The sequence below is a fragment of the Streptomyces sp. NPDC026092 genome (assembly GCF_040638605.1).
GTDB lineage: Bacteria > Actinomycetota > Actinomycetes > Streptomycetales > Streptomycetaceae > Streptomyces.
Genome location: NZ_JBEZYN010000004.1, coordinates 396,008 through 421,382 on the forward strand (window position 1 = coordinate 396,008; position 25,375 = coordinate 421,382).

Consider the following 25,375-nt stretch of genomic DNA (forward strand, 5'->3'; position numbering starts at 1 on the left):
GCAGCCTGTGGACAACTCCCCACGACCTGCCTCGCGGCTACGTCCGCGCGCGGGTGCGGATGACCGCGCGGCCGCCCGCCAGATCCACCGTCGAGCGGTTCGGCGGCGCGCCGTCCTCCTCGTCGTCGCGCAGGACGAGGGCGCTCTGCCGCTCCTTGAGCTCGTTCTGCTTGCCCTGCGAGAACGTGGCGTGCAGCTGCTCGAAGCCGGTCGACGAGACCTGCCCCGTCCGCCGGCCGCGCCCGGTCATGCGCAGGATCTGGTCGGCGAAGGCGACCACGGTGAGCAGGATGACGAGACCCGGCAGCGTCACGAACACGGCGAACTCCATGCGCGCCATTGTCCGGCGGACGGCCCGCGCGGGGCCACCCTTCGCGGCCACCCCTCAGAGCCACCCCTCGTAGCCACCTCTCCTGGCCACCTCCCCCGGGCTGCCTCTCGGGGCTACCGCCCCGGGCTCCCCCTCGGGGCCTACCCCTCCCCCGTCCCCCAGACGTCCGGGCGGACGTGGTGGCTGCGGCGGCCGTCCGGGCCGAGGACCTGGGCGCCGAGCTTGCGGACGCGCAGGGAGAGGGTCGTGCCCGTGATCCGCAGCCCCGGGACGGCCCGGGCGACCGCCGCCGTCACGTCGTTCAGCTCGTCGACCGAGCGCAGCCACACCCCGGCGCTCAGGTTGTGCGGCCCGGTCACCGAGGTGACCAGCCGGGTCTGCCGCAGCCGCCCCACGGCCGCCGAGGTCGCCCGTCGGGCCGCCGACTGGTGGCACGGCGGACGCCAGGAGGACGCCCGTGCGCTCGCCCTGCGCGAACTCCCCGATCTGACCGTCGCCATGGACCCGACGACCGCCCCGCTGTCGCCGTCGGCCGAGGCGGACTCGGCGGTGGAGATCGCCGTCTCCCTGTGGTTCCTGTGGGTGGCCTGCGGGCGGGTCGTCGAGGGCCTGACGCGGCTCCGGCACGCCATGGCCCTGCATCCGGGCCCGCTGCCCGCCCGCGCGCTCTGGCTGGCCGCCTTCCTGGAGCTGGAGGCCGGTCGCCCGGAGGACGCCGACCCCCTGCTCGTCCAGGCCTGGGCCACCGCCGTCCGCCAGGGCGACGACCGCTGCCTGGGGCTCCTGGCGCACCTGCGGGGCTCCACGGCCCTGTTCTAAGGGCGAACGGATGCCGCGGCGGCGGAGTTCCACGAGGCCCTGAACACCATCGGCGACTACCCCGAGGTCGGCCCGAGCCGGGAGGCCGTGTGGGCGGCCCTCGCGCTCGCCCTGATCCGTACCGACCCCGAGGCCGCCCAGGAGGCCCTGGACCGGGCGGCGGGCTGGAACTGGACGGGCCGGGACCTCATGGCCGAGGCCTGGACGCACTACGCCCGCGCCGAACTCCACTCCTGGGAGGGCGATCCGGTACGCGCCGAACGCCACGCGGTCCGCGCCCTGCGCACCCACCTCCGCCTCGGCGGCGTCGTCGGAGCGACCTGCGCGGCCGAACTCGTGGCCCGCCTGCGGATCCTGCGAGGCCGCCCGAGGGACGCGGCCCATCTGCTGGGCGCCGTAGACCTGTTGCGGACCTCGGCCTTCGACGACTCGTACAGCGCCGCCCAGTTCTGCGCCCCGGCGCGCCGCCGCAGCGACAGCGCACTCCGCGAGGCGCTTCCGGCTCCGGAGCTGACCAGGGCGTACGAGGAGGGCGCGCGTCGAGGACTGGAGGAACTGGTGCGGGAGACCCCGTAGAGCTCAGTTCTGCGACGGATCGGAACCCGTCCCGCTCCCGGGCGTTCGCTCGGGCGCCCCTTCGATCGTCTTCGACATCCTGCTGCGGACGACGGCGGTGCCGATGGCGCCCGCGACGGCTGCGGCGCCGAGGCCCAGGGCGAGGGCGGACGGGCCGGAGTCGGAGACGACGTCGGCGGGAACGGTGGCCGCAGCCTCGGCGGCTGTGTGGAGGGGGTGCATGTCCCCAGGGGACCGGACCGCCCCACCCCGGGCCACCCGGCGACCCCCGTTCGGGTCACTCACGACAGCCAGGCCATGCCGATCAGGAGGAAGACGACGAAGGCTATGCCGCCGGCGACGGCGGCGGTCTTCCGGGGCCGCCGCCGGGAGAGCGCGGCGAGCCCACTCTCGGCACGCCGGGCCTGCCGCCGGGAGGCGGCGCGAGGCGCGGGGGGCTGCCCCTGACGCCGCATCGGCTGCTGAGGCGCGCGAGGCGTCTGCGGCCGTACGGGCGGCCGTCCGTACGGCTGTACCTGCGGCTGTACCCGCGCCCGTACCTGCGGCTGAACCGGAGGCATCGGATGCCCCCGCCAGGCCCCCGAGGTGAACCAGTCGGAGATGGCCTGGGCGGGAGGTCTCTGCTCTGGCTCCTTGGCCAGCATGGTGAGGAGGTACGCCTCGAAGGCCGCGGGCAGCCCGACCCCGAGCTGCCGGGGCGGCGCGGGAGGCGTGTCGATGTGCTGGTACAGCAGGGAGGTCGCGGTGTCGCCCTGGAACGGGGGCCGTCCGGTGAGGAGTTGGTACAGCACGCAGCCGAGCGAGTACACGTCGGAGGCGGGCGAGGCGGTCCGCCCGAGGGCGCGCTCGGGGGCGAGGTAGAGGCCGGTGCCGACGATCTGGCCGGTGGTCGTGAGCGCGGCGGAGGGGTCGTCGACGAACCGGGCGATCCCGAAGTCCGCGAGCTTCACGGTCCCGTCCCCGTCGAGCAGCAGGTTCCCGGGCTTGATGTCCCGGTGCACGACGCCTTCCCGGTGCGCGGCGGCGAGCCCGGCGGCGGCATGGCCGGCGACGACGGCCACCCGCTCGGGCGGCAGCACGAGGGGCGGCGCTCCGCGCTCGGAGGCGAGGCTGGACCCTTCGACCAACTCCATGACGAGGAACAGCTTTCCGTCCCACGTACCGAAGTCGAAGACGCCGACGACATGCGGATGACTGAGCCGGGCGGCGGTCTGCGCCTCGAGCCGGAACCGTTCGCCCGCGGAGGGATCGTGTTCGTGCCCGAGCATCAACTTCACGGCCACGGACCGCCCGAGCACCTCGTCGGTGGCCTGCCAGACCTCGCCCATGCCGCCACGCCCGACACACGTTTGAAGCCGATATCGGTCCGCGACCAGCACCTGAGACCCAGCCTTTCGACGGTCGACTACCTGGTCGACAACCTGACAGCAGCACGCGTCGCCGTCTCCGCCGTCCGGCACCGATGCCGTAACAGCGTAGAGCCGCTTGATCGACTTCGAGCACACGCCCCATGGAGCGGCACCTACTCGGGCAACCCCCAGAACGCACCGCGCAGACCGACCTCGGCGAAGTAGGCGGCGGCGGAGGCGGGGTCGCGGCGGGTGTAGCCCGGTTGGAGGCGCCCGGTGTACCAGTCACTGGCGAACCGCCAAAGGGTCCCGAGCCCCATCACATGACCACGCTCCTCCCCGGCCCTCGTCAGCCACGTCTCGACGCAACCTTCGGAACAGAACAGCCGCTGATGGGCGCAGGTGTGCACGACGTCGTCCCAGACCCGCGCCATGGGAACGAGGAAGTGGGCCACTTGCTCGCCCGCCGGGGGTTCCTCCCGGCCGACCACCCAGGCGTGCGGGGTGTCGCAGGCGGGGCAGCGGGTGGCGACCAGGACGTCGGGTTCGTCGTGGAGCAGGTGGGGCAGGGCGAACGAGTCCCAGGCACAGCCGCCCCACCTCAAGGTGTGCGCCCCCATGACGGAGAACCCGAGCGGCACGGAAGCGAAGGGGTGCGCCATGACGACCCGGTCGGCGTCCTCGGGGTCCAGCACCAGATCACGACTCTCATGGAGCCCGAGCAGCTCCTGCCGCACCTGATCACCGCTGAGCCGGGTGAGCCCGGCGAGCTCCGCCACACCAGGCGCGCCCCCGGTCCGCGCGAACCCGTGATAGACGGCCAGCCGAACCCTCTCGGCCCCACTCAGATGCGCCGGCACTGAAGAGGCGGCGTTCCCGCTCATCCCCGTGGCTCCTTCCTGGGCCGAGCCCTGGTCGAGCCCTGATCGAGCCCTCCATGCCCAGGAAACCACTCAGGGGCCTGATCCGCTCTCGCGGATCAGGCCCCTGACCTGGTGTTTCAGCTGTCGGGGTGGCGGGATTTGAACCCACGACCTCTTCGTCCCGAACGAAGCGCGCTGCCAAGCTGCGCTACACCCCGATGTCACTGCTCAGTTCTTCACGTCGCGGCGACATCGATTACTTTAGCCCACCGGCGCCCGGAGACGAAATCCGGTTTTCGCGGCCCCTCACCGCAGGTCGGACGTGGTCCAGGCCGACGATCGCGAGGCCGAGGGCGAAGAAGGCGAGGCCCAGGACGAGGGCGTTGACCGTCACGCCGGCGTAGCCGTAGCGGGTGACGTCGATGAAGGGGTACGTGTAGCGGGTCGGGACGTCCGGGGAGAGGACGGCGCCGCGGATCAGGGCGAAGGTCAGGTACGCCGCCGGGGCCGCCAGCCACTGGGCCGCGTGGCGCCACCGCAGGGCGCCCGGGAGGGTGAGCAGGAGCCAGTCGAGGGCCGCGCCGATCGGGGTCACCGTATGCAGGAGCTGGTTGGCGACCGCCTTCCCGCCCGTGAGCTTCGCGATCTCCGCGGCCTGGTTGAACTCGCTCGAACCGTTCGCCAGGACGAGGTGGAAGACGAGCCCCACCACCGAGATGCAGAGCAGCACCCCGCCCGTCCACACCGCCGGCAGCGGCGGCCGGCCGATCCAGGCGCGGCGGGCCGAGAGCGCGAAGACGACCGCGACCGCGATGTTCGACCAGATCGTGAAGAAGCTCAGGACGACCGGCACGCTCCCCATGACGCACTCGATCACCACGCCCGTCGCCGCCGCGAGCGCGATCAGGGCCCGGAAGACCGCCGCGACGGGGCGACGGACGGTCGGTATGACGGCGGATGCGGGCACGGCCGCGGCGGAGTTCGGCGTGAGCATTCCCCCACCGTAAACGGGCGGCCGCAGAGGGGCCCCGTCAGTCGCGCGCCGTCAGCGTCAGCAGCGTCGCCTCCGGCGGGCAGGCGAAGCGGACCGGCGTGAACCGGTTGGTGCCGCACCCCGCCGAGACGTGCAGGAACGACGTCCGGCCCGCCACCGTGTGCGTGGAGAGGCCCTTCACCCGGTCCGTGTCGAGGTCGCAGTTGGTCACCAGGGCGCCGTAGAAGGGGACGCACAGCTGACCGCCGTGCGTGTGCCCCGCCAGGATCAGCCCGTAGCCGTCCGCCGTGAACGCGTCCAGCGTCCGCAGGTACGGCGCGTGCACCACGCCCATCGAGAAGTCGGCCGACACGTCCGGGCCGCCGGCCACCCGGTCGTACCGGTCCCGCTTGATGTGCGGGTCGTCCAGGCCCGTGAAGGCCAGGTCGAGGCCGGGCAGCTTCAGCCGGCCGCGCGTATTGGTCAGGTTCACCCAGCCCGCCTCGTCGAAGGCGTCCCGCAGCTCCTCCCACGGGTTGTGCACCGCGCCCACCACCGGCTTGTTGCCGTTCAGGCCGTGCCGCCCCTGGGCCTTCTCCAGGAGGTAGCGGGCGGGGTTGCGCAGCCGCGGCCCGTAGTAGTCGTTGGAGCCGAAGACGAAGACGCCCGGGAACTCCATCAGCGGGCCGAGCGCGTCCAGGACCTCCGGCACCGCGTCCGTGTCGGAGAGGTTGTCGCCGGTGTTCACGACGAAGTCCGGGCGCAGCCCCGCGAGCTTCTGCAGCCACGCCCGCTTCTTGCGCTGCCCGCACACCATGTGGATGTCGGAGACCTGAAGGACCCGCAGGTCCCGCATCCCGCGCGGGAGCACCGGGATCGTCACCCGGCGCAGCCGGAACGAGCGGGCCTCGAAGCCCGCCGCGTAGACGATTCCGGCCGCGGCCGTCGCCGTGAGACCTGCCGTGACCTTCAGGGGGATCCCGTACCGTGCGCGCATCCCCCCATCGTCGCAGACCCGATGGGCGGAAATGCGCGGGCGGTCGGGGCTCGGCACCTGACACACTTGGGTCATGACCACGCTCAAGGCCAAGCTTCAGGACGACCTCAACGCCGCCATCAAGGAGCGCGACGAGCTGCGCTCCTCGACGCTCCGGCTCACCCTCACCGCGATCACCAAGGAGGAGGTCTCGGGCACGACCAAGCGCGAGCTCTCCGACGACGAGGTGCAGAAGGTGATCGCCCGCGAGGCGAAGAAGCGCCGCGAGGCCGCGGAGGCCTTCGCCCAGGGTGGCCGCGCCGAGTCGGCCGAGCGGGAGAAGGCGGAGGGCGTGCTCCTCGACGCGTACCTGCCGAAGCAGCTCGGCGACGCGGAGCTGGAGCAGATCGTCGCCGCCGCCGTCGCCGAGGCGAAGGCAGCGGGCGCCGAGGGCCCGCGCGCGATGGGCGCCGTCATGAAGATCGTGAACCCGAAGGTCGCCGGCCAGGCCGAGGGCGGGCGCGTGGCGGCCGCGGTGAAGAAGCTGCTCGCCGGCTAGCCGACAGAGGCAGACGAAGAGCGCAGACGAAGAAGACAGACGAAGAGGGCGCCCCCCCGCCGCGCGGGAGGCGCCCTCTTCGTCATGACTGCTGCTTACGGGCCGTTGCCGCCGCCACCGCGGCCGTTCCCGCCACCGTTCCCGCCACCGTCCCCGCCGCCGATCACGCCCGGCGGGAGGGTGATCTCGGGGAAGCCCGGCTTGTTCGGCTTGTTCGGCTTGTTGTCGCCGCCGGGCTTCTCCTTGTCCTTCTCCTCGCCCGTCTGACCGCGCGGTACGGAGATGGGGGCGAACTGCGGCGTCTCGGAGGCGTCGAGCGCCCCGCGCATCGCGATCTTCCAGATCGGGCCCGGGAGGCAGCCACCACAGACCTTGGGGTAGTACTGGCCGCCGATGGTGATGTTGAACATCGACACCTTCTCGCCGACGTCGTCGCCGACCCAGACGGCCGTGGACAGGTTCGGCGTGTACCCGACGAACCAGGCGTCCTTGCGGTCGTTCGTCGTACCGGTCTTACCGGCGTTGTCGCGGTCGCTCAGACCGGCCTTCGTACCGGTGCCGTCCTCGACGACGCCCTTCAGCATCTGGTTGATGGTGTCGGCCGTCCGCTCGCTCATCGCCCGCGAGCATTCGGTCTGAGGCACCTTCAGCTGCTCGCCGTTGGCCGTCTTGATCGACTCGATGGCGATCGGCGTGCAGTACGTGCCCCGGTTGGCGAACGTGGCGTAGGCGGCGGCCATGTCGAGCGGGGTGGACTCGATCGCGCCCAGCGTGATCGAGGGGCTCTCCTTGACCTTCTTGCCCAGCTCGCGCTCGTACCCGACGTTCTTGGCCATCGTGATCGTCTCGCACAGGCCGGCCATCTGCTCCAGCTTGGCGAAGTAGGTGTTGATGGACTTGCCGAGCGCGCTCGTCATGTCCCAGCTGCCGGTCTCGGACTTGAGCTCGTTGCCGACCTTCCAGTTGGCGTAACCGGCCGGCTTGCCGTCGCAGCGCGTGTACGAGTTCTCCGGGATGTCGATCTCGTACCCGGTGGCGAAGCTCTGCGCCGGGCTCAGCCCCTTCTCCAGGGCGGCCGCGGCCGTGATCGGCTTGAAGGTCGAACCGGTCTGGAAGCCGTACGTCGTGCCGCCCATCTTGCTGCCGACGGCCAGGTTGAGCGTGGTCTGGTGCTGCTTCTGGTCGAGACCGTACGGCCGCGACTGACCCATCGACAGGATCTTGCCGCTGCCCGGCTGGACCTGGACGACCGAGGCGGCGACCTTGTCGTCCTCGTTGACGTGGGCGACGGCGGCCTCGTTGGCCGCCTCCTGCGCGCGCGGGTCGAGCGTGGTCCGGACGGTCAGGCCGCCGAGGTTCCACAGCTTCTGCCGCTCCTCGACCGTCTTGCCGAAGACCGGGTTGTTGAGGATCGTCTTGCGCACGTAGTCGCAGAAGAAGCCGGCGCCGTCGACGGCGGTGATGCAGCCGTTCTTCGGGGTCTTCACCTTCAGCTTGATCGGCGCGGCCTTCGCCTTGTCGGCCTCGGCCTGGCTGATGTCCTTGACGTCGGCCATCCGCTGGAGGACCACGTTGCGGCGCTTCGTGGCTTCCTGGAGGTCGTTGACCGGGTCGTAGCGGCTCGGCGACTGGACGAGGCCGGCCATCATCGCGGCCTCCTCCAGCTTCAGGTCGGCGGCGGGCTTGGAGAAGTAGCGCTGGGCCGCCGCCTCGATGCCGTAGGCCTGCTGACCGAAGAAGGTGATGTTGAGGTAGTTCTCGAGGATCTTCTTCTTCCCCAGCTCCTCCTCGACCTGGATCGCGTACTTCAGTTCGCGCACCTTGCGGCCGATGGTCTGCTGGGTGGCCGCGGCGACCTTCTCGGGGTCGTCACCGGCCTCCTCGACGAAGACGTTCTTCACGTACTGCTGCGTGAGCGTGGACGCGCCCTGGGCCACGCCGCCCGACTGGGCGTTGCGGTTGATCGCGCGCAGCACGCCCTTGAGGTCGATCGCCCCGTGCTCGTAGAAGCGCGAGTCCTCGATCGCGACGATCGCCTTCTGCATGTACGGAGAGATCTTCTCCAGCGGCACGACCTTCCGGTCGCGCGAGTACACGGTGGCGAGGACACCGCCGTCCGAGTCGAGGATGGTGGTCCGCTGACTCAGGGGTGGCGTCTTCAGGTTGGACGGGATCTCGTCGAACCCCTCGACCGTCCCCTTCGCCGCCAGACCCAGTGCACCGGCCGCGGGCAGGGCGATGCCCGCCAGTACGGCTCCCGCGAGCACACTGACACCGAGGAACTTGGCGGCCTGCTGGGTCCCGGTCAGACCTCCGCCCGAGCGCTTCTTTGCCATGGGGGCAGCCTAATCCGTAGTGATGAGCGTTCCGTAGGAGCGGGGGCCTCTCGGAGCGTTCGAGTACCAGACCGTGACATCCGAGCGGGTCCGGGGCGGGTCCGCGCGGGTCAGGGCACACGTCGGAGCGCACGTCAGGGGCGTGTCCGGCAGCGGTGTTCGCATTCGCCGGACACACGGGAATGCCTTGGCCTAAGCTGCTCTCAACTGTCACAGCAGTGTGGTTTTGCATCAAGGCCGAAGCAAGACCCGGGCGTGACATCGGCAGGAATTCCCTTGGCCCCGAACCCTGGGAACCCCCTGCCCGATTCCGCCCCATGCGTCACTCGACGCCCCAAGTGGCACCGTCACAGTCGGGCGAACTGTACCGGTTCGCCGGATTCGGCACGCATGTCCATCGGTCACTCCCCTGGGTGATCTGCCGCGTACGCATAGTCCGTTCGGGCCATTCAAGATTGGGCCCGAAGGGGGTGTTGCGCTGTGCCCACCTTCCGTAACGTCACCAACTGGCAGCGGTGAATATGCCGCTACCGCCGTGGGGGAGCCTCGATTCGGGAGAGGACGGCGCCGGTATGGGCTGGGTAGCTGACTGGAGTGCGCAGGCGGCCTGCCGCACTACCGATCCGGATGAACTTTTCGTGCAGGGAGCGGCGCAGAACAGGGCGAAGGCGGTGTGCACCGGCTGTCCGGTGCGGACCGAGTGCCTGGCCGACGCCCTCGACAACCGCGTGGAGTTCGGTGTGTGGGGCGGCATGACGGAGCGCGAGCGCCGTGCCCTGCTGCGCCGGCGGCCGACCGTCACCTCGTGGCGTCGCCTGCTGGAGACCGCGCGGACGGAGTACGAGCGGGGAGCGGGCCTGCTGCCCGTGGCGATCGAGGACGACGCGACGTACGAGGCGTACGCGGCGGTGGGCTGACCGCCCGCCGGTACGCGCACGGCAAGCGTGGAGCTCAGAGTGACGGCATCCGGCCCGCCGTGAGGCGGTCGCCGATGGCGCGGAGTCCGGACAGGTCGTGCACGTCGCCCGGCAGGGCGGCCACTTCGGCGACGGCCACCTCGGGGTGGAGCGCCGTGAACCGGTCTCGTGTGCGCTGCTCGCGCGCGAGCACCTGCATCCGCTCGGCATGGAGCCGGAGCAGGCCCGCGGTCAGCTGCTGGATGTCCTGTGCGTCGGGGTCGGCATGAACATCGGTCTCGTCGGCTGTGGGGGCAGCCTCGGTGCTCGGCGCAGAGGGGTCTGCGGTCGTGCCTGTGCTTGTGTCGGCGGCGGTCGTGGAGTCTGACGGCTCGTTGGGGGCGGTGGCACGGGAGCCACGCCCTCCAGTCTTCCCGGCCCCCTGATCCACAATGCGCCCCTCGTCAAGATTTTCCGCCGCGGCCCGCGCCCGCTCGGCCGAGAGCCGGGCGGCGCCACTGCCGTGGACGCGGTTGAGGACGAGCCCCGCGAGCGGCATCTCCTCGGCCGCGAGCCGCTCCACGAAGTACGCGGCCTCCCGCAGCGCGTCCCGCTCCGGCGTCGCGACCACCAGGAACGCCGTGCCCGGCGCCTGGAGCAGCTTGTACGTCGCGTCCGCCCGGGTCCGGAAGCCGCCGAACATCGTGTCCATCGCGGCCACGAACGTCTGGACGTCCTTCAGGAACTGACCCCCGAGCAGCTTCCCCAGCGTCCCCGTCATCATCGACATGCCGACGTTCAGGAACTTCATCCCCGCCCGGCCGCCCATCTTCGCCGGGGCCATCAGGAGCTTGATGAACTTCCCGTCCAGGAACGACCCGAGCCGCTTCGGCGCGTCCAGGAAGTCGAGCGCGGAGCGCGACGGCGGAGTGTCGACGACGATCAGGTCCCACTCGTCGCGGGCCCGCAACTGCCCGAGCTTCTCCATCGCCATGTACTCCTGCGTACCGGCGAAACCGGCCGACAGGGACTGGTAGAACGGGTTCTCCAGGATCGCCCGGGCCCGCTCGGCGTCCGCGTGCGCCTCGACGATCTCGTCGAAGGTCCGCTTCATGTCGAGCATCATGGCGTGCAGCTCTCCGCCGTCGGACCCCTTGATCCCCTCCACCTTGCGCGGCACGTTGTCCAGCGAGTCGATCCCCATCGACTGCGCGAGCCGCCGCGCCGGGTCGATCGTCAGGACGACGACCTTGCGGCCCCGCTCCGCCGCCCGTACGCCGAGGGCCGCCGCGGTCGTCGTCTTCCCGACGCCGCCCGCGCCGCAGCAGACGATGATCCGCGTGCCCGGGTCGTCGATGAGCGGATCGAGTTCGAGTACGGGGACGGAGTCCAGACCGTTCGCCGTGCCGTTCACCGGACCCGTCACACGCCCACCCCTTGTTTCCGCAGCTCCTTCGCCAGCCGGTACAGGCCCGCGATGTCCGCCCCGTCCCCCAGGAAGGGGAGTTCGTACGACGGTACGTCCAGCTCCATGAGCACCGCCCGCTGTTCGCGCTCCAGCTCCACCCGCTGCGCGTGCTCGGCGGCCTGCTCCAGGAGCGGCTCGACCAGCTTCGTACCGCCCCGGACGCCGGCACCGGCGAGGGTGCGCGCGATCGCGTCCCGGTGGTCGCCGGAGGCCGCCCGTACGGCCGCCTCGTCGAGGACGTGCGGGCGGACCATGTTCACGATGACACCGCCCACCGGCAGTTCGGCCCCGCGCAGCTCCGCGATGCCGTCGGCGGTCTCCTGGACCGGCATCTCCTCCAGGAGCGTCACCAGGTGCACGGCCGTCTCCGGGGACTTCAGGACGCGCATGACGGCCTGGGCCTGATTGTGTATCGGGCCGATCCTGGCAAGCCCGGCCACCTCGTCGTTGACGTTGAGGAAGCGGGTGATCCGGCCCGTCGGGGGCGCGTCCATGATGACGTGGTCGTAGGTGTAGCCGTTGTTCTTCTCGCGCCGGCGGACCGCCTCGCAGGCCTTGCCGGTCAGCAGCACGTCCCGTACGCCGGGCGCGATCGTCGTCGCGAAGTCGATCGCGCCGAGCTTCTTCAGGGCCCGGCCCGCGGTGCCCAGCTTGTAGAACATCTGGAGGTAGTCGAGGAGCGCGCGCTCGGCGTCGATGGCCAGCGCGAAGACCTCACCACCGCCCGGGGCGACGGCGATCTTGCGCTCCTCGTACGGAAGCGCCTCCGTCTCGAAGAGCTGTGCGATGCCCTGTCTGCCTTCGACCTCCACGAGGAGAGTCCGCTTGCCCTCCGTCGCGAGGGCGAGCGCGAGGGCGGCGGCGACCGTCGTCTTACCGGTACCACCCTTGCCGCTGACGACCTGGAGCCTGCTCACGCCTTCGAGCCTAACCACTGGAGCGCTCGCCTAAGCAGGAGGCTGCCTGTGGCAGCGGATACAGTCGGCTCCATGACCAAGTGGGAATACGCGACCGTGCCCCTTCTCGTGCACGCGACGAAGCAGATTCTGGACACCTGGGGCGAGGACGGGTGGGAGCTCGTCCAGGTCGTTCCCGGCCCGAACAACCCCGAGCAGCTCGTGGCCTACCTGAAGCGGGAGAAGGCCTGATGAGCGGCGCCGCGAACGGCGCCGGCAGCGTCGAGGCGAAGCTCGCCGAACTGGGCCTGACCCTGCCGGAGGTCGTGCCTCCGCTGGCCGCCTACCAGCCGGCCGTGCAGTCGGGCGTGTACGTCTACACCTCGGGCCAGCTCCCGATGGTGCAGGGCAAGCTCCTGGCCGCCGGCAAGGTCGGCGCCGAGATCACCGCCGAGGAGGCCAAGCAGCTCGCGGCCACCTGCGCGCTGAACGCCCTCGCGGCCGTGAAGTCGGTCGCCGGTGACCTGGACCGGATCAAGCGGGTCGTGAAGGTCGTCGGCTTCGTCGCCTCGGCCGCCGACTTCACCGGCCAGCCCGGCGTCATCAACGGCGCCAGCGAGCTGCTCGGCGCGGTCCTCGGCGACAAGGGCGTGCACGCGCGCAGCGCGGTCGGCGTGGCCGTGCTCCCGCTCGACGCCCCGGTCGAGGTCGAGGTCCAGGTGGAGCTCGTCGAGGCCTGACAGCCGATCCTTTCGATGAGAGCCGGTTCTCCCGTCCAGGGGGAATCGGCTCTCGTGCATCACGGTAGTTGCGCATACCATCCGGCCATGCCGAATGGTCAGTGGTACCCACCGGAATGGCCCGACCGCATCCGCGCCCTGGCGGCGGGCGAGCTCACGCCCGCGGCCCCCAGGCGGGCGGCGACCGTCCTGCTGCTGCGCGACGCCGCCGAGGGGCCGCACGTCCACATGCTGCGGCGGCGCACCTCCATGGCCTTCGCGGGCGGTGCGTACGCGTATCCCGGCGGCGGTGTCGATCCGCGTGACGAGCACCCGGTGCGCTGGGCCGGCCCCTCCCTGGAGAGCTGGGCCGAGCGACTCGGCGTCCCGGGTACGCAGGAGGCGCAGGCGATCGTCTGCGCGGCCGTGCGCGAGACCTTCGAGGAGGCGGGCGTGCTGCTCGCCGGCGGGACCGCCGACACCGTGGTCGACGACACCACGGGGGCGGACTGGGAGAAGGACCGGGAGGCGCTGGTCGCCCGCGAGCTGTCCTTCGCCGACTTCCTCGACCGGCGCGGGCTCGTGCTGCGTTCGGACCTGCTCGGCGCGTGGGCGCGGTGGATCACGCCGGAGTTCGAGTCCCGGCGGTACGACACCTGGTTCTTCGTGGCCGTCCTTCCGGCCGGTCAGCGCACCCGCGACGTCTCGACCGAGGCGGACCGCACGGTCTGGATCCGCCCGGCGGAGGGGGCGGCCGGCTACGACCGGGGCGAGCTGACGATGATGCCGCCGACGATCTCCACCCTGCGGGGCCTGGAGCGCTTCGGTACGGCCGCAGAGGCGCTGGCCGCGGCCAAGGACCAGGACCTGACCCCCGTACTGGCGCAGGCGCGTCTCGAAGGCGACGAGCTGATCCTGAGCTGGCCGGGCCACGACGAGTTCACCAAGCACATCCCGACGGGCGGGGACGCGGCGCACGGGGGTCCGCGATGACCGCCGCCGGTTCGCTGCCCGGGCAGCCCCGGGGCGCGGTCGTCTCCGGGCCGGCGACCGCCCGTACCGTCAACGTCCTCGCGCCGAATCCGTCCGCGATGACCCTGGACGGCACCAACACCTGGATCGTCTCCGAGCCCGACTCCGACCTGGCCGTCGTCATCGACCCCGGGCCGCTCGACGACGGCCACCTGCGCAACGTCGTCGCCACCGCCGAGAAGCTGGGCAAGCGCGTCGCGCTCACCCTCCTCACCCACGGCCACCCCGACCACGCCGAGGGCGCCGGCCGGTTCGCCGAGCTGACCGGGACCCGGGTACGGGCCCTGGACCCGGCGCTGCGCCTCGGCGACGAGGGGCTTGGCGCGGGGGACGTCATCACGGTCGGCGGCCTGGAGCTGCGGGTGGTGCCGACGCCGGGCCACACCTCGGACTCGCTCTCCTTCCATCTCCCCGCCGACCGGGCCGTCCTGACGGGCGACACGATCCTGGGGCGTGGCACGACGATCGTCGCCCACCCCGACGGGCGGCTCGGCGACTATCTGGACTCGCTGCGCCGGCTGCGCTCGCTCACCGTCGACGACGGGGTCCACACCGTGCTGCCGGGCCACGGGCCGGTCCTGGAGGACGCCCAGGGCGCGGTGGAGTTCTATCTGGCGCACCGCGCGGGCCGGCTCGCGCAGGTGGAGACGGCCGTCGAGAACGGCCACAAGACGCCGTCGGAGGTCGTCGCCCATGTGTACGCGGACGTGGACCGCTCGCTGTGGCCGGCCGCCGAACTCTCCGTCCGGGCGCAGCTGGAGTACCTGCGGGAGCACGGCCTGATCTGACCCTCGCACCACCTCCCCACCACTTCCCACCCGGGGGCGCGCGGCGCACGGGGCGTGCTTTACGCTCCGTTTACTTGTGGTCGTAGCTCTCGGGGGGAAAGCCCGTGTTCGTCATATCGATTCTGCTGCTCGTCGCAGCGGTCGTGCTCTTCTTCGTCAGTAGGTCCAACGGCTCGAAGGGGCTGAAGCTCGGCGCGCTCGGCGCGGTCCTCGCCGGCGCCTTCTCGCTGATCGCCTCCATGACGTACGTCGTCAGCGCGTACGAGGTCGGTGTCCCGGTCGCCTTCGGCAAGGTGGGCCAGCCGATGACCTCGGGCATGCACGTCAAGTCGCCGTTCACGGACGTCACGACCTTCTCGACCCGCCCGGTCGACCTCAACCTCTCCGACAAGGACGTCGTCGAGGTCCGCTCCTCGCAGGGTGGCGTCATGGAGGTCGAGGTGACCGTGAAGTGGGCGGTCACGCCCACCAAGGCCGTCGAGCTGTACCGCCTCGCGGGCAGCGAGGAGTCGATCCAGACGCGGCTCGTCTACCCGGACAGCCGGGAGATCGTCCGCAACGTCTTCGCCCGCTACACGAGCGAGCAGGGCTACGCGAGCGATCGCGAGAAGATCAACGCCGAGATCGGCACGCTCATCAAGGAGCGCCTCGCCCCGCGCGGCATCGACGTCACCGCCGTCAACCTGCGCAACGTGAAGCCCTCGGCGGCCCTGCAGACCCAGATCGACCGCAAGATCCAGCAGCAGCAGGCGACCGAGCGCGCCACCGAGGCGGCCCGCACGGCCAAGGCCGAGTCCGACCGGCGCCGTATCGAGGCCGAGGGCATCGCCCGCGCCAACAAGATCCTCAACGACTCGCTGACCGACAAGGTCCTGGCGAACCAGTGCATCGAGGCCTACAAGGAGGCCGCCGCGAAGAACCCGGTCTACGCCGTTCCGTGCGGCAGCGGCGGCACGGGGACCCCGGTGATCGTGGACGGTTCGAAGCGGTAGTCGTCGGCACGCGTACGAGGAAGGCCGCCCGGTCGACGACCGGGCGGCCTTCCTCGTTGCGATTGCGGCGCGGTGCGGTGCTCAGCGCGAGCGCTTCGCGAGGCGCTCCACGTCCAGCAGGATCACGGCGCGGGCCTCAAGGCGCAGCCAGCCGCGCTGGGCGAAGTCCGCGAGGGCCTTGTTGACCGTCTCGCGGGAGGCGCCGACCAGCTGGGCCAGCTCCTCCTGGGTGAGGTCGTGGACGACGTGGATGCCCTCCTCCGACTGCACGCCGAAGCGGCGCGACAGGTCGAGGAGCGCGCGGGCGACACGGCCCGGCACGTCGGAGAAGACCAGGTCGGACATCTGGTCGTTGGTCTTGCGCAGCCGGCGTGCGACCGCGCGCAGCAGCGCGGTGGCCACCTCGGGGCGGGCGTTCAGCCAGGGCTGGAGGTCGCCGTGGCCGAGGCCGAGCAGCTTGACCTCGGTCAGCGCGGTCGCGGTGGCGGTGCGCGGGCCCGGGTCGAAGAGCGAGAGCTCACCGATCAGCTCGCCGGGGCCGAGGACGGCCAGCATGTTCTCGCGGCCGTCGGGCGAGGTGCGGTGCAGCTTCACCTTGCCCTCGGTGACCACGTACAGGCGGTCGCCGGGGTCTCCCTCGTGGAACAGCGCGTCGCCACGGGCGAGCGTCGCTTCACTCATCGAGGCGCGCAGCTCCGCGGCCTGCTCGTCATCGAGCGCCGCGAAGAGCGGGGCGCGCCGCAGAACGTCGTCCACGAGTTCTCTCCTATGTCGACCTGCTCAGGGGACCTTGATCCCATGATGCCGGACGCACAAAACAGTGCGATCAATCACAACAAGTTTGACGTACCGAACCGCCCGTCCGTACGTCAGGGCCCCGATTGGGTCCTCATCGGCCGTGCCCGGGGCGGATGTCAGTGTCGGCCCTTAGGCTGGCCGGGTGTCCAACTCGCCGGTGAGAGCGCAGGCCAAGGGGGCTGGAAGAGTGTCCGCGAAGGGTAATTCCGCTGTGGGCGAACAGGGTGCGTCGAAGCGGACAAATGCCGCGAAACGTACGGCGAAGGCTGCCCAGAAGACCGCGAAGCCCGCGCCGAAGACGGCGAAAACCGCGGCCAGGACGAGCCCCAAGGCGGGCCCGAAGGCGGGTGCGAAGACCGCCCCCAAGGCCACCCCCAAGACCACTCCCAAGGCGGCGAAAGCGGAATCCCGGCTCGGGATGGTCCGCAGAGCCCGGAAGATCAACCGGGAGCTGGCCGAGGTCTATCCGTACGCCCACCCCGAACTGGACTTCCGGAACCCCTTCGAACTGCTCGTCGCCACGGTCCTCTCCGCCCAGACCACCGACCTGCGGGTCAACCAGACCACCCCCGCGCTCTTCGCCGCCTACCCGACGCCCGAGGACCTGGCGGCCGCCGTCCCGGAGGAGGTCGAGGAGCTGATCCGGCCCACCGGGTTCTTCCGCGCCAAGACCAAGTCGATCATGGGCCTCGCGGCCGCCCTCAGGGACGACTTCGGCGGCGAGGTCCCCGGCCGCCTCGACGACCTGGTCAAGCTGCCGGGCGTGGGCCGCAAGACCGCCTTCGTCGTCCTCGGCAACGCCTTCGGGGTGCCCGGGATCACCGTCGACACCCACTTCATGCGCCTCGCCCGCCGCTGGAAGTGGACCGAGAGCGACGACCCGGTCAAGATCGAGGCCGAGGTCGCGGAGATCTTCCCGAAGAGCGAGTGGACGATGCTCTCGCACCGGGTGATCTTCCACGGCCGCCGCATCTGCCACGCCCGCAAGCCCGCCTGCGGCGCCTGCCCGATCGCCCCGCTCTGCCCGGCGTACGGAGAGGGCGAGACGGACCCGGAGAAGGCGAAGAAGCTCCTGAAGTACGAGAAGGGCGGCTATCCGGGCCAGCGCCTCAACCCGCCGCCGGACTACCCCGGCCGCCCGGCCGCCCCCGCCCCGGGAGTGGCGCCGGGGGCCGAGTGAGCCCTGGCCCGGGGGAACGAACCCACGCACGGATCGCGTTGTGAATCACGGGGGTGCCTGCCTATGACGCGCACGGACGAAGAGACGGACCGGGAGACGGACCGAGAGACGGAAGCAGCGACGGAACGGGAAAGCGGGACGACGAACGGGCTGCTGCCCGCGGCGACGCCGAAGCCGGCGTCGACGCGAGGGCCGGCGCCAAGGCCGAAGCCGGCGGCCGACGGCATGCCGCGCGGTGTCGGCAGTGGCGGGCTCGTGCGCCGGGACGGGCTGCCCGACTGGCTCGCCCCCGTCGACCGGGCCGCGCGCGGCGTCCAGCCCGAGCAGCTCAGCCGCTTCCTGCCGCCCGCGAGCGGCGCAGGACGGCAGTCCGCCGTCCTCATCCTCTTCGGCGAGGGCGAGCGCGGCCCCGAGCTGCTGCTCATGGAGCGCTCGGGCTCGCTCCGCTCGCACGCCGGCCAGCCCTCCTTCCCCGGCGGCGCCCTGGACCCCGAGGACGGCGACCCGGCCGACGGAGGCCTGCTGCGGGCCGCCCTGCGCGAGGCCGAGGAGGAGACCGGACTCGACCCCTCCGGCGTCCAGCTCTTCGGCGTCCTGCCCCAGCTCTACATCCCGGTCAGCGGCTTCGTCGTCACCCCGGTCCTCGGCTGGTGGCGCACCCCCAGCCCGGTCGGGGTCGTCGACCCCGCCGAGACCGCCCGGGTCTTCACCGTGCCCGTGGCGGATCTCACGGACCCCGCCAACCGCGCCACCGCCGTCCACCCCAGCGGCCACGCGGGCCCCGCATTCCTCGTCGCGTCTGCCCTGGTCTGGGGTTTTACGGCCGGTGTGATCGACCGGCTCCTGCACTTCGCCGACTGGGAGCGACCGTGGGACCGGGCGAAGCAGGTCCCGCTCGACTGGCGCTCATGACAGGCTGACCCAGGAACGGACCGACCCGGGGCCGGGGCGACCGAAGACGAAACTGCGAGGCTATTGACGGTGAACGTGCTGGACATCCTGCTGCTGCTCGCCGCCGTATGGTTCGCGATCATCGGCTACCGCCAGGGCTTCGTGGTCGGCATCCTGTCGGTCATCGGCTTCCTGGGCGGCGGCCTCGTCGCCGTTCTGCTGCTCCCGATCATCTGGGACCAGCTGACGGACAACTCCGAGGTCTCGACCACGGCGACCGTCGTCTTCGTGGTCGTGGTGATCGTCTGCGCCTCGGTCGGCCAGGCCTTCACCACCCACCTGGGGAACAAGCTGCGCCGCCACATCGTCTGGTCACCGGCGCGCGCCCTGGACGCCACCGGCGGCGCCCTGGTCAACGTGGTCGCCATGCTCCTCGTGGCCTGGCTGCTCGGCTCCGCCCTCGCCGGCACCTCGATGCCCACGCTGGGCAAGGAGGTCCGCAGCTCCAAGGTGCTGCTCGGGGTGGAGCAGGTGATGCCCGATCAGGCGTCCACCTGGTTCACCAACTTCACCTCGACGCTCGCCCAGAACGGCTTCCCGCAGGTCTTCAGCCCGTTCGCCAACGAGCCCATCACCGCGGTCCGCCCGCCGGACCCGGCGCTCGCCGGCAGCCCGGTCGCCGCCGAGGCCAAGCGGGCCATCGTCAAGGTCGTCGGTACGGCCCCGAGTTGCGGCAAGGTCCTCGAAGGCACCGGCTTCGTCTTCGACGAGCGCCGGGTCATGACCAACGCCCACGTGGTCGGCGGCGTCGACGAGCCGACCGTCCAGATCGGCGGCGAGGGCAAGCTGTACGACGCGAAGGTCGTCCTCTACGACTGGCAGCGCGACATCGCCGTACTGGACGTGCCGAACCTGAACGTCAAGCCGCTCCAGTTCACCGAGAAGGACGCCCGCAGCGGCGACAGCGCGATTGTCGCGGGCTTCCCGGAGAACGGCTCGTACGACGTCCGCTCGGCGCGCGTCCGGGGCCGTATCAACGCCCAGGGCCCGGACATCTACCACCGCGGTGAGGTGCGCAGGGACGTGTACTCCCTGTACGCGACGGTCCGTCAGGGCAACTCCGGCGGCCCGCTGCTCACCGAGGACGGCAAGGTGTCCGGGGTGATCTTCGCCCGCTCCCTCGACGACAAGAACACCGGCTACGCCCTGACGGTCGACGAGATCCGCGAGGACATCGTCCAGGGCCGCGCGGCGACCCAGCAGGTCGACAGCCAGGGATGCGCGCTGTAGGGCCTGGCCCCGGGCGTCGTGGCGAGAAGGACGGAGGGTACGCCCGGGCTCAGTCCCGGGTGTGCCTGAGCCGCGCCGAGACCCAGCGGGCCCGGCGGCGCAGGATGCGCGGGATCCCGATTTCCTGCACGGGATGCGAACGGCCCTGTTCCTGTGGGCCGCTCCTCTCGTGGGAGCCCGGCCCAGCGGCCGAGCGGCGGTTGCGTGCTGTGTCACCGAAGTCGTGCGTCCAGCCCATACCCCGACGTCTGCCCGTGGCCCAAGGTCGGTAACCGCCCCGGGGCCCGCCAATTGGAGTATGCGCCGGGCACATGGCCGTTCGTAGAACGGAAGTACGCCGACGGTGTGTCAGCCGGGGCGTCAGCGGTCGGGCTCGGGGTCCTTGAGCCAGTTGATGAGCTCCGTGGAGAACGCCACCGGGTCCTCCTCGTGGGGGAAGTGCCCGAGACCGTCGAAGAGCCGCCAGCGGTACGGCGCCTCCACGTACTGGCCCGAGCCGGCCGCGCTGCGCGTCCGCATCACCGGGTCCATGGAGCCGTGCAGATGCAGCGTGGGCACCCGCACGGGGCGCTTCATGCGCCGGTTGAACTGGATGCCGTCCGGGCGGGCCAGGGACCGCACCATCCACCGGTACGGCTCGATCGAGCAGTGCGCCGTCGACGGGATGCAGATCGCCCGCCGGTACACCGCGACCGCCTCCTCGTCCGGCAGACCGGGGCCCGACCAGTCCTCGATCAGCCGCCCCACCAGGGCCGCCTCGTCCGCGACGAGTTGACGCTCCGGCAGCCACGGGCGCTGGAAGCCCCACACGTACGATCCGGCGCGGGACTGCGAGAAGTCCGACAGCATCGCCGAGCGCCAGCGGCGCGGGTGCGGCATCGAGGAGACCGCGAGCCGGCGCACCAGCTTCGGCCGCATGACCGCCGCCGTCCAGGCGAGGTAGCCGCCCAGGTCGTGGCCGACCAGGGCCGCGTCCGGCTCGCCGAGGGAGCGGATGACGCCGGTGATGTCGAGCGCCAGGTTGGCGGGGTCGTAACCCCGGGGCGTACGGTCGCTGCCGCCGACGCCCCGCAGGTCCATGGCCACGGCCCGGAAGCCCGCGTCGGCGAGAGCGGGCAGCTGGTGGCGCCAGGTCCACCAGAACTGCGGGAAGCCGTGCAGCAGCAGGACCAGCGGTCCGTCGCCCATCTCGGCGATGTGGAAGCGCGCGCCGTTGGCGGCCACATCGCGGTGGGTCCACGGACCGTCGATCCGGACGGGGCTGCCGACGGGGCCGCTGCCGTTGCTGCTCTCAGGGACGGTCATGTGGACGAGCGTCCCACAGCCGCGACCTTCTCCTGGACCGCGGCGGGCAGCGCCACCTGTTCGGGGCGGGGGTGCGGCTTGGCGTTCTGCAGGATCGCGGCGGTCTGCTTGGCCGAGGCGATGGACTTCTCCGGCGGCTTGACCTTCTTGAACTTGGCGTAGGCGATCAGCCCGAGCAGCCCCGCGAGCAGCACGTTCGCCGCGAAGGAGAGCAGGAAGCACCAGGCGAGGTTCCACCCGCCGTCGCCGTTGTGGCCGCCGGTCCATGCGTTGATGCCGTACGCGAGCGCGAAGCTCAGCATCGGCAGCGAGAAGAGGAGCACCGTGGCGGCCGTCGCTCCGGCCGCGCCGCCGATGACGCCCCGCTTGACGTCCTGCCGGATCTCCGCCTTGGCCAGGGCGATCTCGTCGTGCACCAGCGCGGACATCTCGGCGGTCGCCGAGGCGACCAGCTGCCCGAGGCTGCGCTCGGCTCCGTTGACCGGGTCGCTCATCGCTGCTCCCTCTTCTCTTCTACGGTCCGACCTCAGATCATGCCGGACTGTCGCCGTCGTCGCTCGATGCCCCCGCCGCCAGTTGTGCGAGCTGCCGGTGCTCGGCGGCCTTCCGCTCGTAGATCGCGGCCATCCGGAGGTGGTACTCGGGGTTGTCCTGCTCGTAGATGTCCGGGATGCCGTCCTCGTCCTCGTCGCGCTCCTCCTCCGCCATCAGCGCCTCGTACTTGCGGACGCGCAGCTTGAGCAGAATGGTGGCGAGGATGGCCGCCGTGAGCGAGCCGATCAGGACGGCGGCCTTGACCTCCTCGGTCAGCGCCGCGTCGCCCTCGAAGGCCAGCTCGCCGATGAGGAGCGAGACGGTGAAGCCGATACCGGCGAGGGAGGCGACGGCGAAGACGTCCGGCCAGGCCAGGTCGCTGTTGAGCTCCGCCTTGGTGAAGCGGGCCGCGAGCCAGGTGCCGCCGAAGATGCCGACGGTCTTGCCGACGACGAGCCCGAGGATCACACCGAGGGTGACCGGGTTCGTGGAGACCTCGGAGAGGGTCTTGCCGGTGATGGTGACGCCCGCCGAGAACAGCGCGAACAGCGGCACCGCGATGCCCGCGGAGACCGGCCGGACCAGGTGCTCGATGTGCTCGCCGGGGGAGTTCTCCTCGCCCTCGTGCTTGGTGCAGCGCAGCATCAGGCCCATCGCGACACCGGCGATGGTGGCGTGAATGCCGCTGTTGTACATCAGGCCCCAGATGACCAGGGCGAGCGGGACGTAGATGTACCAGCCGCGGACGCCCTTGCGCAGCAGCAGCCAGAAGACGCCGAGGCCGATGAAGGCGCCGCCGAGCGCTGCGAAGTTCAGGTCGCTGGTGAAGAAGACGGCGATGATCAGGATCGCGAAGAGGTCGTCGACGACGGCGAGCGTGAGCAGGAACGCGCGGAGCGCCGACGGCAGCGAGGTGCCGATGACGGCGAGGACCGCGAGGGCGAACGCGATGTCCGTGGCCGTGGGCACGGCCCAGCCCTGCGTGGAGCCGCCGCCGATGACGTTGGTCAGCATGTAGACGAGGGCCGGTACCGCCATGCCGCAGATGGCGGCGATGACGGGGAGCGCGGCGGCCTTGCGGTCGCGCAGCTCGCCCGCGACCAGCTCACGCTTGAGCTCGATACCGGCGACGAAGAAGAAGATCGCGAGGAGGCCGTCGGCCGCCCAGTGCTGGATCGAGAGGTCCAGGCCGAGCGCGGCCGGGCCTATGTGGTAGTTCCGTACCGTTTCGTAGCTTTCGCTGAGGCCGGTGTTCGCCCAGACGATGGCGGCGACGGCGGCCACGAGCAGGAGCACACCACCGACGGTCTCGGCGCGCAACGCGTCGGCCACGAACCGTCGCTCGGGCAGCGACAGGCGGCCGAGGAACTTACGGTCGGTAGGGGTGGGTGCGGGCGCGGGCACGGTGGGTGACCTCCGGTCGGTAGGCAGGGCGAAGCACATGCCGACCAGACTTCCCGGCGCACCTAGGTTTTTCTGTCGCGTCTCTGACGCGATCTTTACTTTACCTAACGAGCGGGGGTTGTGTCCGGTGATCTTCACTTTAAGTAGAAGTCGGTATTCCGGCTCGTTGTGGACAAAAAGGGCGCCCACTCCAGGTGGCCTGGAGTGGGCGCCCTTTCCGGAGCCTGAGTTGTGGGGGCTCAGTCCTCGCTGGCCGCGCTCGGCAGCTTCGTCTGGATGAGGTCCATGACGGACGAATCTGTGAGCGTCGTCACATCGCCGAGCTCCCGGTTCTCCGCCACGTCCCGCAGCAGCCGCCGCATGATCTTGCCGGACCGGGTCTTCGGCAGCTCGGCCACCGGCAGGATCCGCTTCGGCTTGGCGATCGGGCCGAGCGTCGTACCGACGTGGTTGCGCAGCTCCGCGACGAGGCCCTCGTCCTCGCTCGCCGTACCGCGCAGGATCACGAAGGCCACGATCGCCTGACCGGTCGTCTCGTCGGCGGCGCCGACGACCGCCGCCTCGGCGACGGACGGGTGCGAGACGAGCGCCGACTCGACCTCGGTGGTGGAGATGTTGTGCCCGGAGACGAGCATGACGTCGTCGACCCGGCCGAGCAGCCAGATGTCGCCGTCCTCGTCCTTCTTCGCGCCGTCGCCGGCGAAGTACTTGCCCTCGAAGCGCGACCAGTACGTGTCGAGGAACCGCTGGTCGTCGCCCCAGATCGTGCGGAGCATCGACGGCCACGGCTCGGTCAGGACCAGGTAGCCGCCGCCCCCGTTCGGGACCTCGTTGGCGTCGTCGTCGACGACGGTCGCGGAGATGCCGGGGAGCGGGCGCTGGGCGGAGCCCGGCTTGGTCTCGGTGACGCCGGGCAGCGGCGAGATCATCATCGCGCCGGTCTCGGTCTGCCACCAGGTGTCCACGATCGGGGTCTTCCCGGCGCCGATGTGCTCGCGGTACCAGACCCACGCCTCGGGGTTGATCGGCTCGCCGACCGAGCCGAGCACGCGCAGGCTCGTCAGGTCGAACTTGGCGGGGATGTCGTCGCCCCACTTCATGAACGTACGGATCGCGGTGGGCGCCGTGTAGAGGATCGTGACGCCGTACTTCTGGACGATCTCCCAGAACCGGCCCTGGTGCGGGGTGTCCGGGGTGCCCTCGTACATGACCTGCGTCGCACCGTTGGCCAGCGGGCCGTACGTGATGTACGAGTGCCCGGTGACCCAGCCGATGTCGGCGGTGCACCAGTAGACGTCGGTCTCCGGCTTGAGGTCGAAGACGGCGTGGTGGGTGTAGGCCGCCTGGGTCAGGTAGCCGCCGGAGGTGTGCAGGATGCCCTTGGGCTTACCCGTCGTCCCGGAGGTGTAGAGGATGAAGAGCGGGTGCTCGGCCGGGAACGCCTCGGGAGTGTGCTCCGTGGACTGGCGGCCGACGATGTCGTGCCACCACACGTCCCGGCCCTCGGTCCAGGCGACGTCCTGGCCCGTACGGCGGACGACGAGGACGCTGGCCACCTTGTCGGTACGGGTGAGGGCCTCGTCGACGGCGGGCTTCAGGGCGCTCGGCTTGCCGCGGCGGTAGCCGCCGTCGGCGGTGATCACCAGCTTGGCGTCGGCGTCCTCGACCCGGGTGGCGATGGCGTCGGCCGAGAAGCCGCCGAAGACCACGGAGTGCGCGGCGCCGATGCGGGCGCAGGCCAGCATGGAGACGACGGCCTCGGGGATCATCGGCAGGTAGATCGCGACCCGGTCGCCCGCGGTGACGCCCAGCTCGGTCAGGGCGTTGGCCGCCCGCGAGACCTCGTCCTTGAGCTGGGCGTAGGTGAGGGTGCGGCCGTCGCCGGGCTCGCCCTCGAAGTGGATGGCGACCCGGTCGCCGTTGCCGGCCTCGACATGGCGGTCCACGCAGTTGTACGCCACGTTGAGCGCGCCGTCGGCGAACCACTTGGCGAACGGCGGGTTCGACCAGTCGAGGGTCTCGGTCGGCTCGGTGGCCCAGGTGAGGCGCTTCGCCTGCTCGGCCCAGAAGCCAAGCCTGTCCGCCGCGGCCTGCTCGTAGGCCTCCGCCGTCACGTTGGCGTGCGCGGCCAGCTCGGCGGGCGGCGCGAACCGCCGCTCCTCCTTGAGCAGGTTGGCCAGGCTTTCGTTGCTCACGACATCTCCCTTTCCCAGGGCGTCCTATGTGCCTATGTGTCCCGCGTCATAGCTCATCAGTCAGAGGGCCGGGTGACAAGAGCCTCCAGGCAATTGGTTTAGACCTGTGAGTCGACGGGGTGCGCGGTGGCGGGATGCGCGGTGGCCCCTCCGTCCCGAGCGGTAGGACGAAGGGGCCACCCAGTCTCACGGACGCGCGGGCGGG

Annotated in this window: 28 protein-coding genes and 1 tRNA gene; 12 read left to right on the forward strand and 17 right to left on the reverse strand. The window is 71.0% G+C overall.

Annotation, left to right across the window (positions count from 1 at the left end):
* Nucleotides 1-37: 37 nt before the first annotated feature.
* Together AB0F56_RS09155 and AB0F56_RS09160 are read right to left on the reverse strand one after the other, a co-directional pair.
* On the reverse strand, nucleotides 38-331 hold the full coding sequence (locus AB0F56_RS09155; protein WP_362005913.1) for a DUF6191 domain-containing protein: 294 nt from the start codon (nucleotides 329-331) through the stop codon (nucleotides 38-40).
* 140 nt (nucleotides 332-471) lie between these two features.
* Nucleotides 472-690: a hypothetical protein gene (locus tag AB0F56_RS09160; protein WP_362005916.1), complete on the reverse strand. Its 219-nt coding sequence runs from the start codon at nucleotides 688-690 to the stop codon at nucleotides 472-474.
* A gap of 4 nt (nucleotides 691-694) precedes the next feature.
* Here AB0F56_RS09160 and AB0F56_RS09165 point away from each other — a divergent pair, with 4 nt between their 5' ends.
* A complete protein-coding gene (locus AB0F56_RS09165; protein ID WP_362005918.1) occupies nucleotides 695-1,150 on the forward strand; it encodes a hypothetical protein in 456 nt (151 codons plus the stop codon).
* 87 nt (nucleotides 1,151-1,237) lie between these two features.
* Nucleotides 1,238-1,726, forward strand: a complete 489-nt coding sequence (locus tag AB0F56_RS09170) for a hypothetical protein (protein ID WP_362005921.1) — start codon at nucleotides 1,238-1,240, stop codon at nucleotides 1,724-1,726.
* Nucleotides 1,727-1,729: 3 nt separating this feature from the next.
* Here AB0F56_RS09170 and AB0F56_RS09175 read toward each other — a convergent pair whose 3' ends face one another.
* The 6 genes from AB0F56_RS09175 to AB0F56_RS09200 all read right to left on the reverse strand — a co-directional run bounded on the left by AB0F56_RS09175 (nucleotide 1,730) and on the right by AB0F56_RS09200 (nucleotide 5,908).
* On the reverse strand, nucleotides 1,730-1,948 hold the full coding sequence (locus AB0F56_RS09175) for a hypothetical protein (RefSeq protein WP_362005923.1): 219 nt from the start codon (nucleotides 1,946-1,948) through the stop codon (nucleotides 1,730-1,732).
* A 59-nt stretch (nucleotides 1,949-2,007) separates the two neighbouring features.
* The gene (locus AB0F56_RS09180) at nucleotides 2,008-3,105 is read right to left on the reverse strand and encodes a serine/threonine-protein kinase (protein WP_362005926.1); all 1,098 of its coding nucleotides are present in this window, start codon (nucleotides 3,103-3,105) and stop codon (nucleotides 2,008-2,010) included.
* Nucleotides 3,106-3,248: 143 nt separating this feature from the next.
* Nucleotides 3,249-3,959, reverse strand: a complete 711-nt coding sequence (merB, locus tag AB0F56_RS09185) for an organomercurial lyase (protein WP_362005928.1) — start codon at nucleotides 3,957-3,959, stop codon at nucleotides 3,249-3,251.
* Between the two features lie 123 nt (nucleotides 3,960-4,082).
* Nucleotides 4,083-4,156: transfer RNA gene (locus tag AB0F56_RS09190), tRNA-Pro, on the reverse strand.
* Between the two features lie 38 nt (nucleotides 4,157-4,194).
* Complete coding sequence (locus AB0F56_RS09195) at nucleotides 4,195-4,932, reverse strand: Pr6Pr family membrane protein (protein WP_362005931.1); 738 nt, start codon at nucleotides 4,930-4,932, stop codon at nucleotides 4,195-4,197.
* Nucleotides 4,933-4,969: 37 nt separating this feature from the next.
* Nucleotides 4,970-5,908 carry a metallophosphoesterase gene (locus AB0F56_RS09200; RefSeq protein ID WP_362005933.1) on the reverse strand — a complete coding sequence of 313 codons (939 nt, stop codon included), beginning with the start codon at nucleotides 5,906-5,908 and terminating at the stop codon, nucleotides 4,970-4,972.
* A 73-nt stretch (nucleotides 5,909-5,981) separates the two neighbouring features.
* On the opposite strand from AB0F56_RS09200, the gene AB0F56_RS09205 reads away from it, so the two are divergent.
* The gene (locus tag AB0F56_RS09205; protein ID WP_362005936.1) at nucleotides 5,982-6,446 is read left to right on the forward strand and encodes a GatB/YqeY domain-containing protein; all 465 of its coding nucleotides are present in this window, start codon (nucleotides 5,982-5,984) and stop codon (nucleotides 6,444-6,446) included.
* A 95-nt stretch (nucleotides 6,447-6,541) separates the two neighbouring features.
* Here the strand turns inward: AB0F56_RS09205 and AB0F56_RS09210 are convergent, their stop codons facing one another.
* The gene (locus AB0F56_RS09210) at nucleotides 6,542-8,782 is read right to left on the reverse strand and encodes a transglycosylase domain-containing protein (RefSeq protein ID WP_362005939.1); all 2,241 of its coding nucleotides are present in this window, start codon (nucleotides 8,780-8,782) and stop codon (nucleotides 6,542-6,544) included.
* 572 nt (nucleotides 8,783-9,354) lie between these two features.
* Between AB0F56_RS09210 and AB0F56_RS09215 the strand changes: the two genes are divergently transcribed.
* Nucleotides 9,355-9,699, forward strand: a complete 345-nt coding sequence (locus AB0F56_RS09215) for a WhiB family transcriptional regulator (RefSeq protein ID WP_015034550.1) — start codon at nucleotides 9,355-9,357, stop codon at nucleotides 9,697-9,699.
* A gap of 34 nt (nucleotides 9,700-9,733) precedes the next feature.
* Here AB0F56_RS09215 and AB0F56_RS09220 read toward each other — a convergent pair whose 3' ends face one another.
* Nucleotides 9,734-11,104, reverse strand: coding sequence for an ArsA family ATPase (locus AB0F56_RS09220; protein ID WP_362005941.1), 1,371 nt, complete (start codon nucleotides 11,102-11,104; stop codon nucleotides 9,734-9,736).
* A complete protein-coding gene (locus tag AB0F56_RS09225; protein WP_362005944.1) occupies nucleotides 11,101-12,063 on the reverse strand; it encodes an ArsA-related P-loop ATPase in 963 nt (320 codons plus the stop codon). Before AB0F56_RS09225 ends, AB0F56_RS09220 begins: the two co-directional genes overlap by 4 nt.
* A gap of 72 nt (nucleotides 12,064-12,135) precedes the next feature.
* On the opposite strand from AB0F56_RS09225, the gene AB0F56_RS09230 reads away from it, so the two are divergent.
* The 5 genes from AB0F56_RS09230 (at nucleotide 12,136) to AB0F56_RS09250 (ending at nucleotide 15,573) form a co-directional block, all read left to right on the forward strand.
* Nucleotides 12,136-12,294, forward strand: coding sequence for a DUF4177 domain-containing protein (locus tag AB0F56_RS09230; RefSeq protein WP_003967454.1), 159 nt, complete (start codon nucleotides 12,136-12,138; stop codon nucleotides 12,292-12,294).
* Nucleotides 12,294-12,782, forward strand: a complete 489-nt coding sequence (locus AB0F56_RS09235; protein ID WP_362005947.1) for a RidA family protein — start codon at nucleotides 12,294-12,296, stop codon at nucleotides 12,780-12,782. The genes AB0F56_RS09230 and AB0F56_RS09235 overlap by 1 nt, the downstream gene beginning before the upstream one ends.
* Nucleotides 12,783-12,869: 87 nt before the next feature.
* Nucleotides 12,870-13,754 (forward strand): NUDIX hydrolase, encoded by an 885-nt coding sequence (locus AB0F56_RS09240; RefSeq protein WP_362005949.1) that lies wholly within the window; start codon nucleotides 12,870-12,872, stop codon nucleotides 13,752-13,754.
* Complete coding sequence (locus AB0F56_RS09245; protein WP_362005952.1) at nucleotides 13,751-14,581, forward strand: MBL fold metallo-hydrolase; 831 nt, start codon at nucleotides 13,751-13,753, stop codon at nucleotides 14,579-14,581. The genes AB0F56_RS09240 and AB0F56_RS09245 overlap by 4 nt, the downstream gene beginning before the upstream one ends.
* A 104-nt stretch (nucleotides 14,582-14,685) precedes the next feature.
* Nucleotides 14,686-15,573: a prohibitin family protein gene (locus tag AB0F56_RS09250; protein ID WP_362005954.1), complete on the forward strand. Its 888-nt coding sequence runs from the start codon at nucleotides 14,686-14,688 to the stop codon at nucleotides 15,571-15,573.
* An 81-nt stretch (nucleotides 15,574-15,654) separates the two neighbouring features.
* On the opposite strand, the gene AB0F56_RS09255 is transcribed toward AB0F56_RS09250, so the two are convergent.
* Entirely contained in the window at nucleotides 15,655-16,329 is a 675-nt protein-coding gene (locus AB0F56_RS09255; RefSeq protein ID WP_015034542.1) for a Crp/Fnr family transcriptional regulator, read from the reverse strand.
* A gap of 253 nt (nucleotides 16,330-16,582) precedes the next feature.
* On the opposite strand from AB0F56_RS09255, the gene nth reads away from it, so the two are divergent.
* The 3 genes from nth (at nucleotide 16,583) to AB0F56_RS09270 (ending at nucleotide 19,732) form a co-directional block, all read left to right on the forward strand.
* Nucleotides 16,583-17,551, forward strand: a complete 969-nt coding sequence (nth, locus tag AB0F56_RS09260; RefSeq protein ID WP_362005956.1) for an endonuclease III — start codon at nucleotides 16,583-16,585, stop codon at nucleotides 17,549-17,551.
* A 225-nt stretch (nucleotides 17,552-17,776) separates the two neighbouring features.
* Complete coding sequence (locus tag AB0F56_RS09265; protein ID WP_362006178.1) at nucleotides 17,777-18,463, forward strand: CoA pyrophosphatase; 687 nt, start codon at nucleotides 17,777-17,779, stop codon at nucleotides 18,461-18,463.
* 69 nt (nucleotides 18,464-18,532) lie between these two features.
* Nucleotides 18,533-19,732, forward strand: a complete 1,200-nt coding sequence (locus tag AB0F56_RS09270) for a MarP family serine protease (RefSeq protein ID WP_362005959.1) — start codon at nucleotides 18,533-18,535, stop codon at nucleotides 19,730-19,732.
* Nucleotides 19,733-19,781: 49 nt separating this feature from the next.
* Here the strand turns inward: AB0F56_RS09270 and AB0F56_RS09275 are convergent, their stop codons facing one another.
* The 5 genes from AB0F56_RS09275 to acs form a co-directional block, all read right to left on the reverse strand.
* Nucleotides 19,782-19,970: a hypothetical protein gene (locus AB0F56_RS09275; protein ID WP_362005960.1), complete on the reverse strand. Its 189-nt coding sequence runs from the start codon at nucleotides 19,968-19,970 to the stop codon at nucleotides 19,782-19,784.
* 122 nt (nucleotides 19,971-20,092) lie between these two features.
* The gene (locus AB0F56_RS09280; protein ID WP_362005963.1) at nucleotides 20,093-21,037 is read right to left on the reverse strand and encodes an alpha/beta hydrolase; all 945 of its coding nucleotides are present in this window, start codon (nucleotides 21,035-21,037) and stop codon (nucleotides 20,093-20,095) included.
* On the reverse strand, nucleotides 21,034-21,531 hold the full coding sequence (locus AB0F56_RS09285; protein WP_362005966.1) for a phage holin family protein: 498 nt from the start codon (nucleotides 21,529-21,531) through the stop codon (nucleotides 21,034-21,036). Before AB0F56_RS09285 ends, AB0F56_RS09280 begins: the two co-directional genes overlap by 4 nt.
* A gap of 37 nt (nucleotides 21,532-21,568) precedes the next feature.
* On the reverse strand, nucleotides 21,569-23,014 hold the full coding sequence (gene nhaA, locus AB0F56_RS09290; RefSeq protein ID WP_362005968.1) for a Na+/H+ antiporter NhaA: 1,446 nt from the start codon (nucleotides 23,012-23,014) through the stop codon (nucleotides 21,569-21,571).
* 200 nt (nucleotides 23,015-23,214) lie between these two features.
* Nucleotides 23,215-25,170, reverse strand: a complete 1,956-nt coding sequence (acs, locus tag AB0F56_RS09295) for an acetate--CoA ligase (RefSeq protein WP_362005971.1) — start codon at nucleotides 25,168-25,170, stop codon at nucleotides 23,215-23,217.
* Between the last annotated feature and the right edge of the window lie 205 nt (nucleotides 25,171-25,375).

What these genes read in the sequence shown, in the direction of transcription:
- AB0F56_RS09155 (WP_362005913.1), bottom strand. Translation starts at nt 331, where the DNA reads ATGGAGTTCGCCGTGTTCGTGACGCTGCCGGGTCTCGTCATCCTGCTC.
- AB0F56_RS09175 (WP_362005923.1), bottom strand. Translation starts at nt 1,948, where the DNA reads ATGCACCCCCTCCACACAGCCGCCGAGGCTGCGGCCACCGTTCCCGCC.
- merB (WP_362005928.1), bottom strand. Translation starts at nt 3,959, where the DNA reads ATGAGCGGGAACGCCGCCTCTTCAGTGCCGGCGCATCTGAGTGGGGCC.
- AB0F56_RS09195 (WP_362005931.1), bottom strand. Translation starts at nt 4,932, where the DNA reads ATGCTCACGCCGAACTCCGCCGCGGCCGTGCCCGCATCCGCCGTCATA.
- AB0F56_RS09200 (WP_362005933.1), bottom strand. Translation starts at nt 5,908, where the DNA reads ATGCGCGCACGGTACGGGATCCCCCTGAAGGTCACGGCAGGTCTCACG.
- AB0F56_RS09205 (WP_362005936.1), top strand. Translation starts at nt 5,982, where the DNA reads ATGACCACGCTCAAGGCCAAGCTTCAGGACGACCTCAACGCCGCCATC.
- AB0F56_RS09210 (WP_362005939.1), bottom strand. Translation starts at nt 8,782, where the DNA reads ATGGCAAAGAAGCGCTCGGGCGGAGGTCTGACCGGGACCCAGCAGGCC.
- AB0F56_RS09215 (WP_015034550.1), top strand. Translation starts at nt 9,355, where the DNA reads ATGGGCTGGGTAGCTGACTGGAGTGCGCAGGCGGCCTGCCGCACTACC.
- AB0F56_RS09230 (WP_003967454.1), top strand. Translation starts at nt 12,136, where the DNA reads ATGACCAAGTGGGAATACGCGACCGTGCCCCTTCTCGTGCACGCGACG.
- AB0F56_RS09235 (WP_362005947.1), top strand. Translation starts at nt 12,294, where the DNA reads ATGAGCGGCGCCGCGAACGGCGCCGGCAGCGTCGAGGCGAAGCTCGCC.
- AB0F56_RS09240 (WP_362005949.1), top strand. Translation starts at nt 12,870, where the DNA reads ATGCCGAATGGTCAGTGGTACCCACCGGAATGGCCCGACCGCATCCGC.
- AB0F56_RS09245 (WP_362005952.1), top strand. Translation starts at nt 13,751, where the DNA reads ATGACCGCCGCCGGTTCGCTGCCCGGGCAGCCCCGGGGCGCGGTCGTC.
- AB0F56_RS09265 (WP_362006178.1), top strand. Translation starts at nt 17,777, where the DNA reads ATGCCGCGCGGTGTCGGCAGTGGCGGGCTCGTGCGCCGGGACGGGCTG.
- AB0F56_RS09275 (WP_362005960.1), bottom strand. Translation starts at nt 19,970, where the DNA reads ATGGGCTGGACGCACGACTTCGGTGACACAGCACGCAACCGCCGCTCG.
- AB0F56_RS09280 (WP_362005963.1), bottom strand. Translation starts at nt 21,037, where the DNA reads ATGACCGTCCCTGAGAGCAGCAACGGCAGCGGCCCCGTCGGCAGCCCC.
- AB0F56_RS09285 (WP_362005966.1), bottom strand. Translation starts at nt 21,531, where the DNA reads ATGAGCGACCCGGTCAACGGAGCCGAGCGCAGCCTCGGGCAGCTGGTC.
- nhaA (WP_362005968.1), bottom strand. Translation starts at nt 23,014, where the DNA reads ATGTGCTTCGCCCTGCCTACCGACCGGAGGTCACCCACCGTGCCCGCG.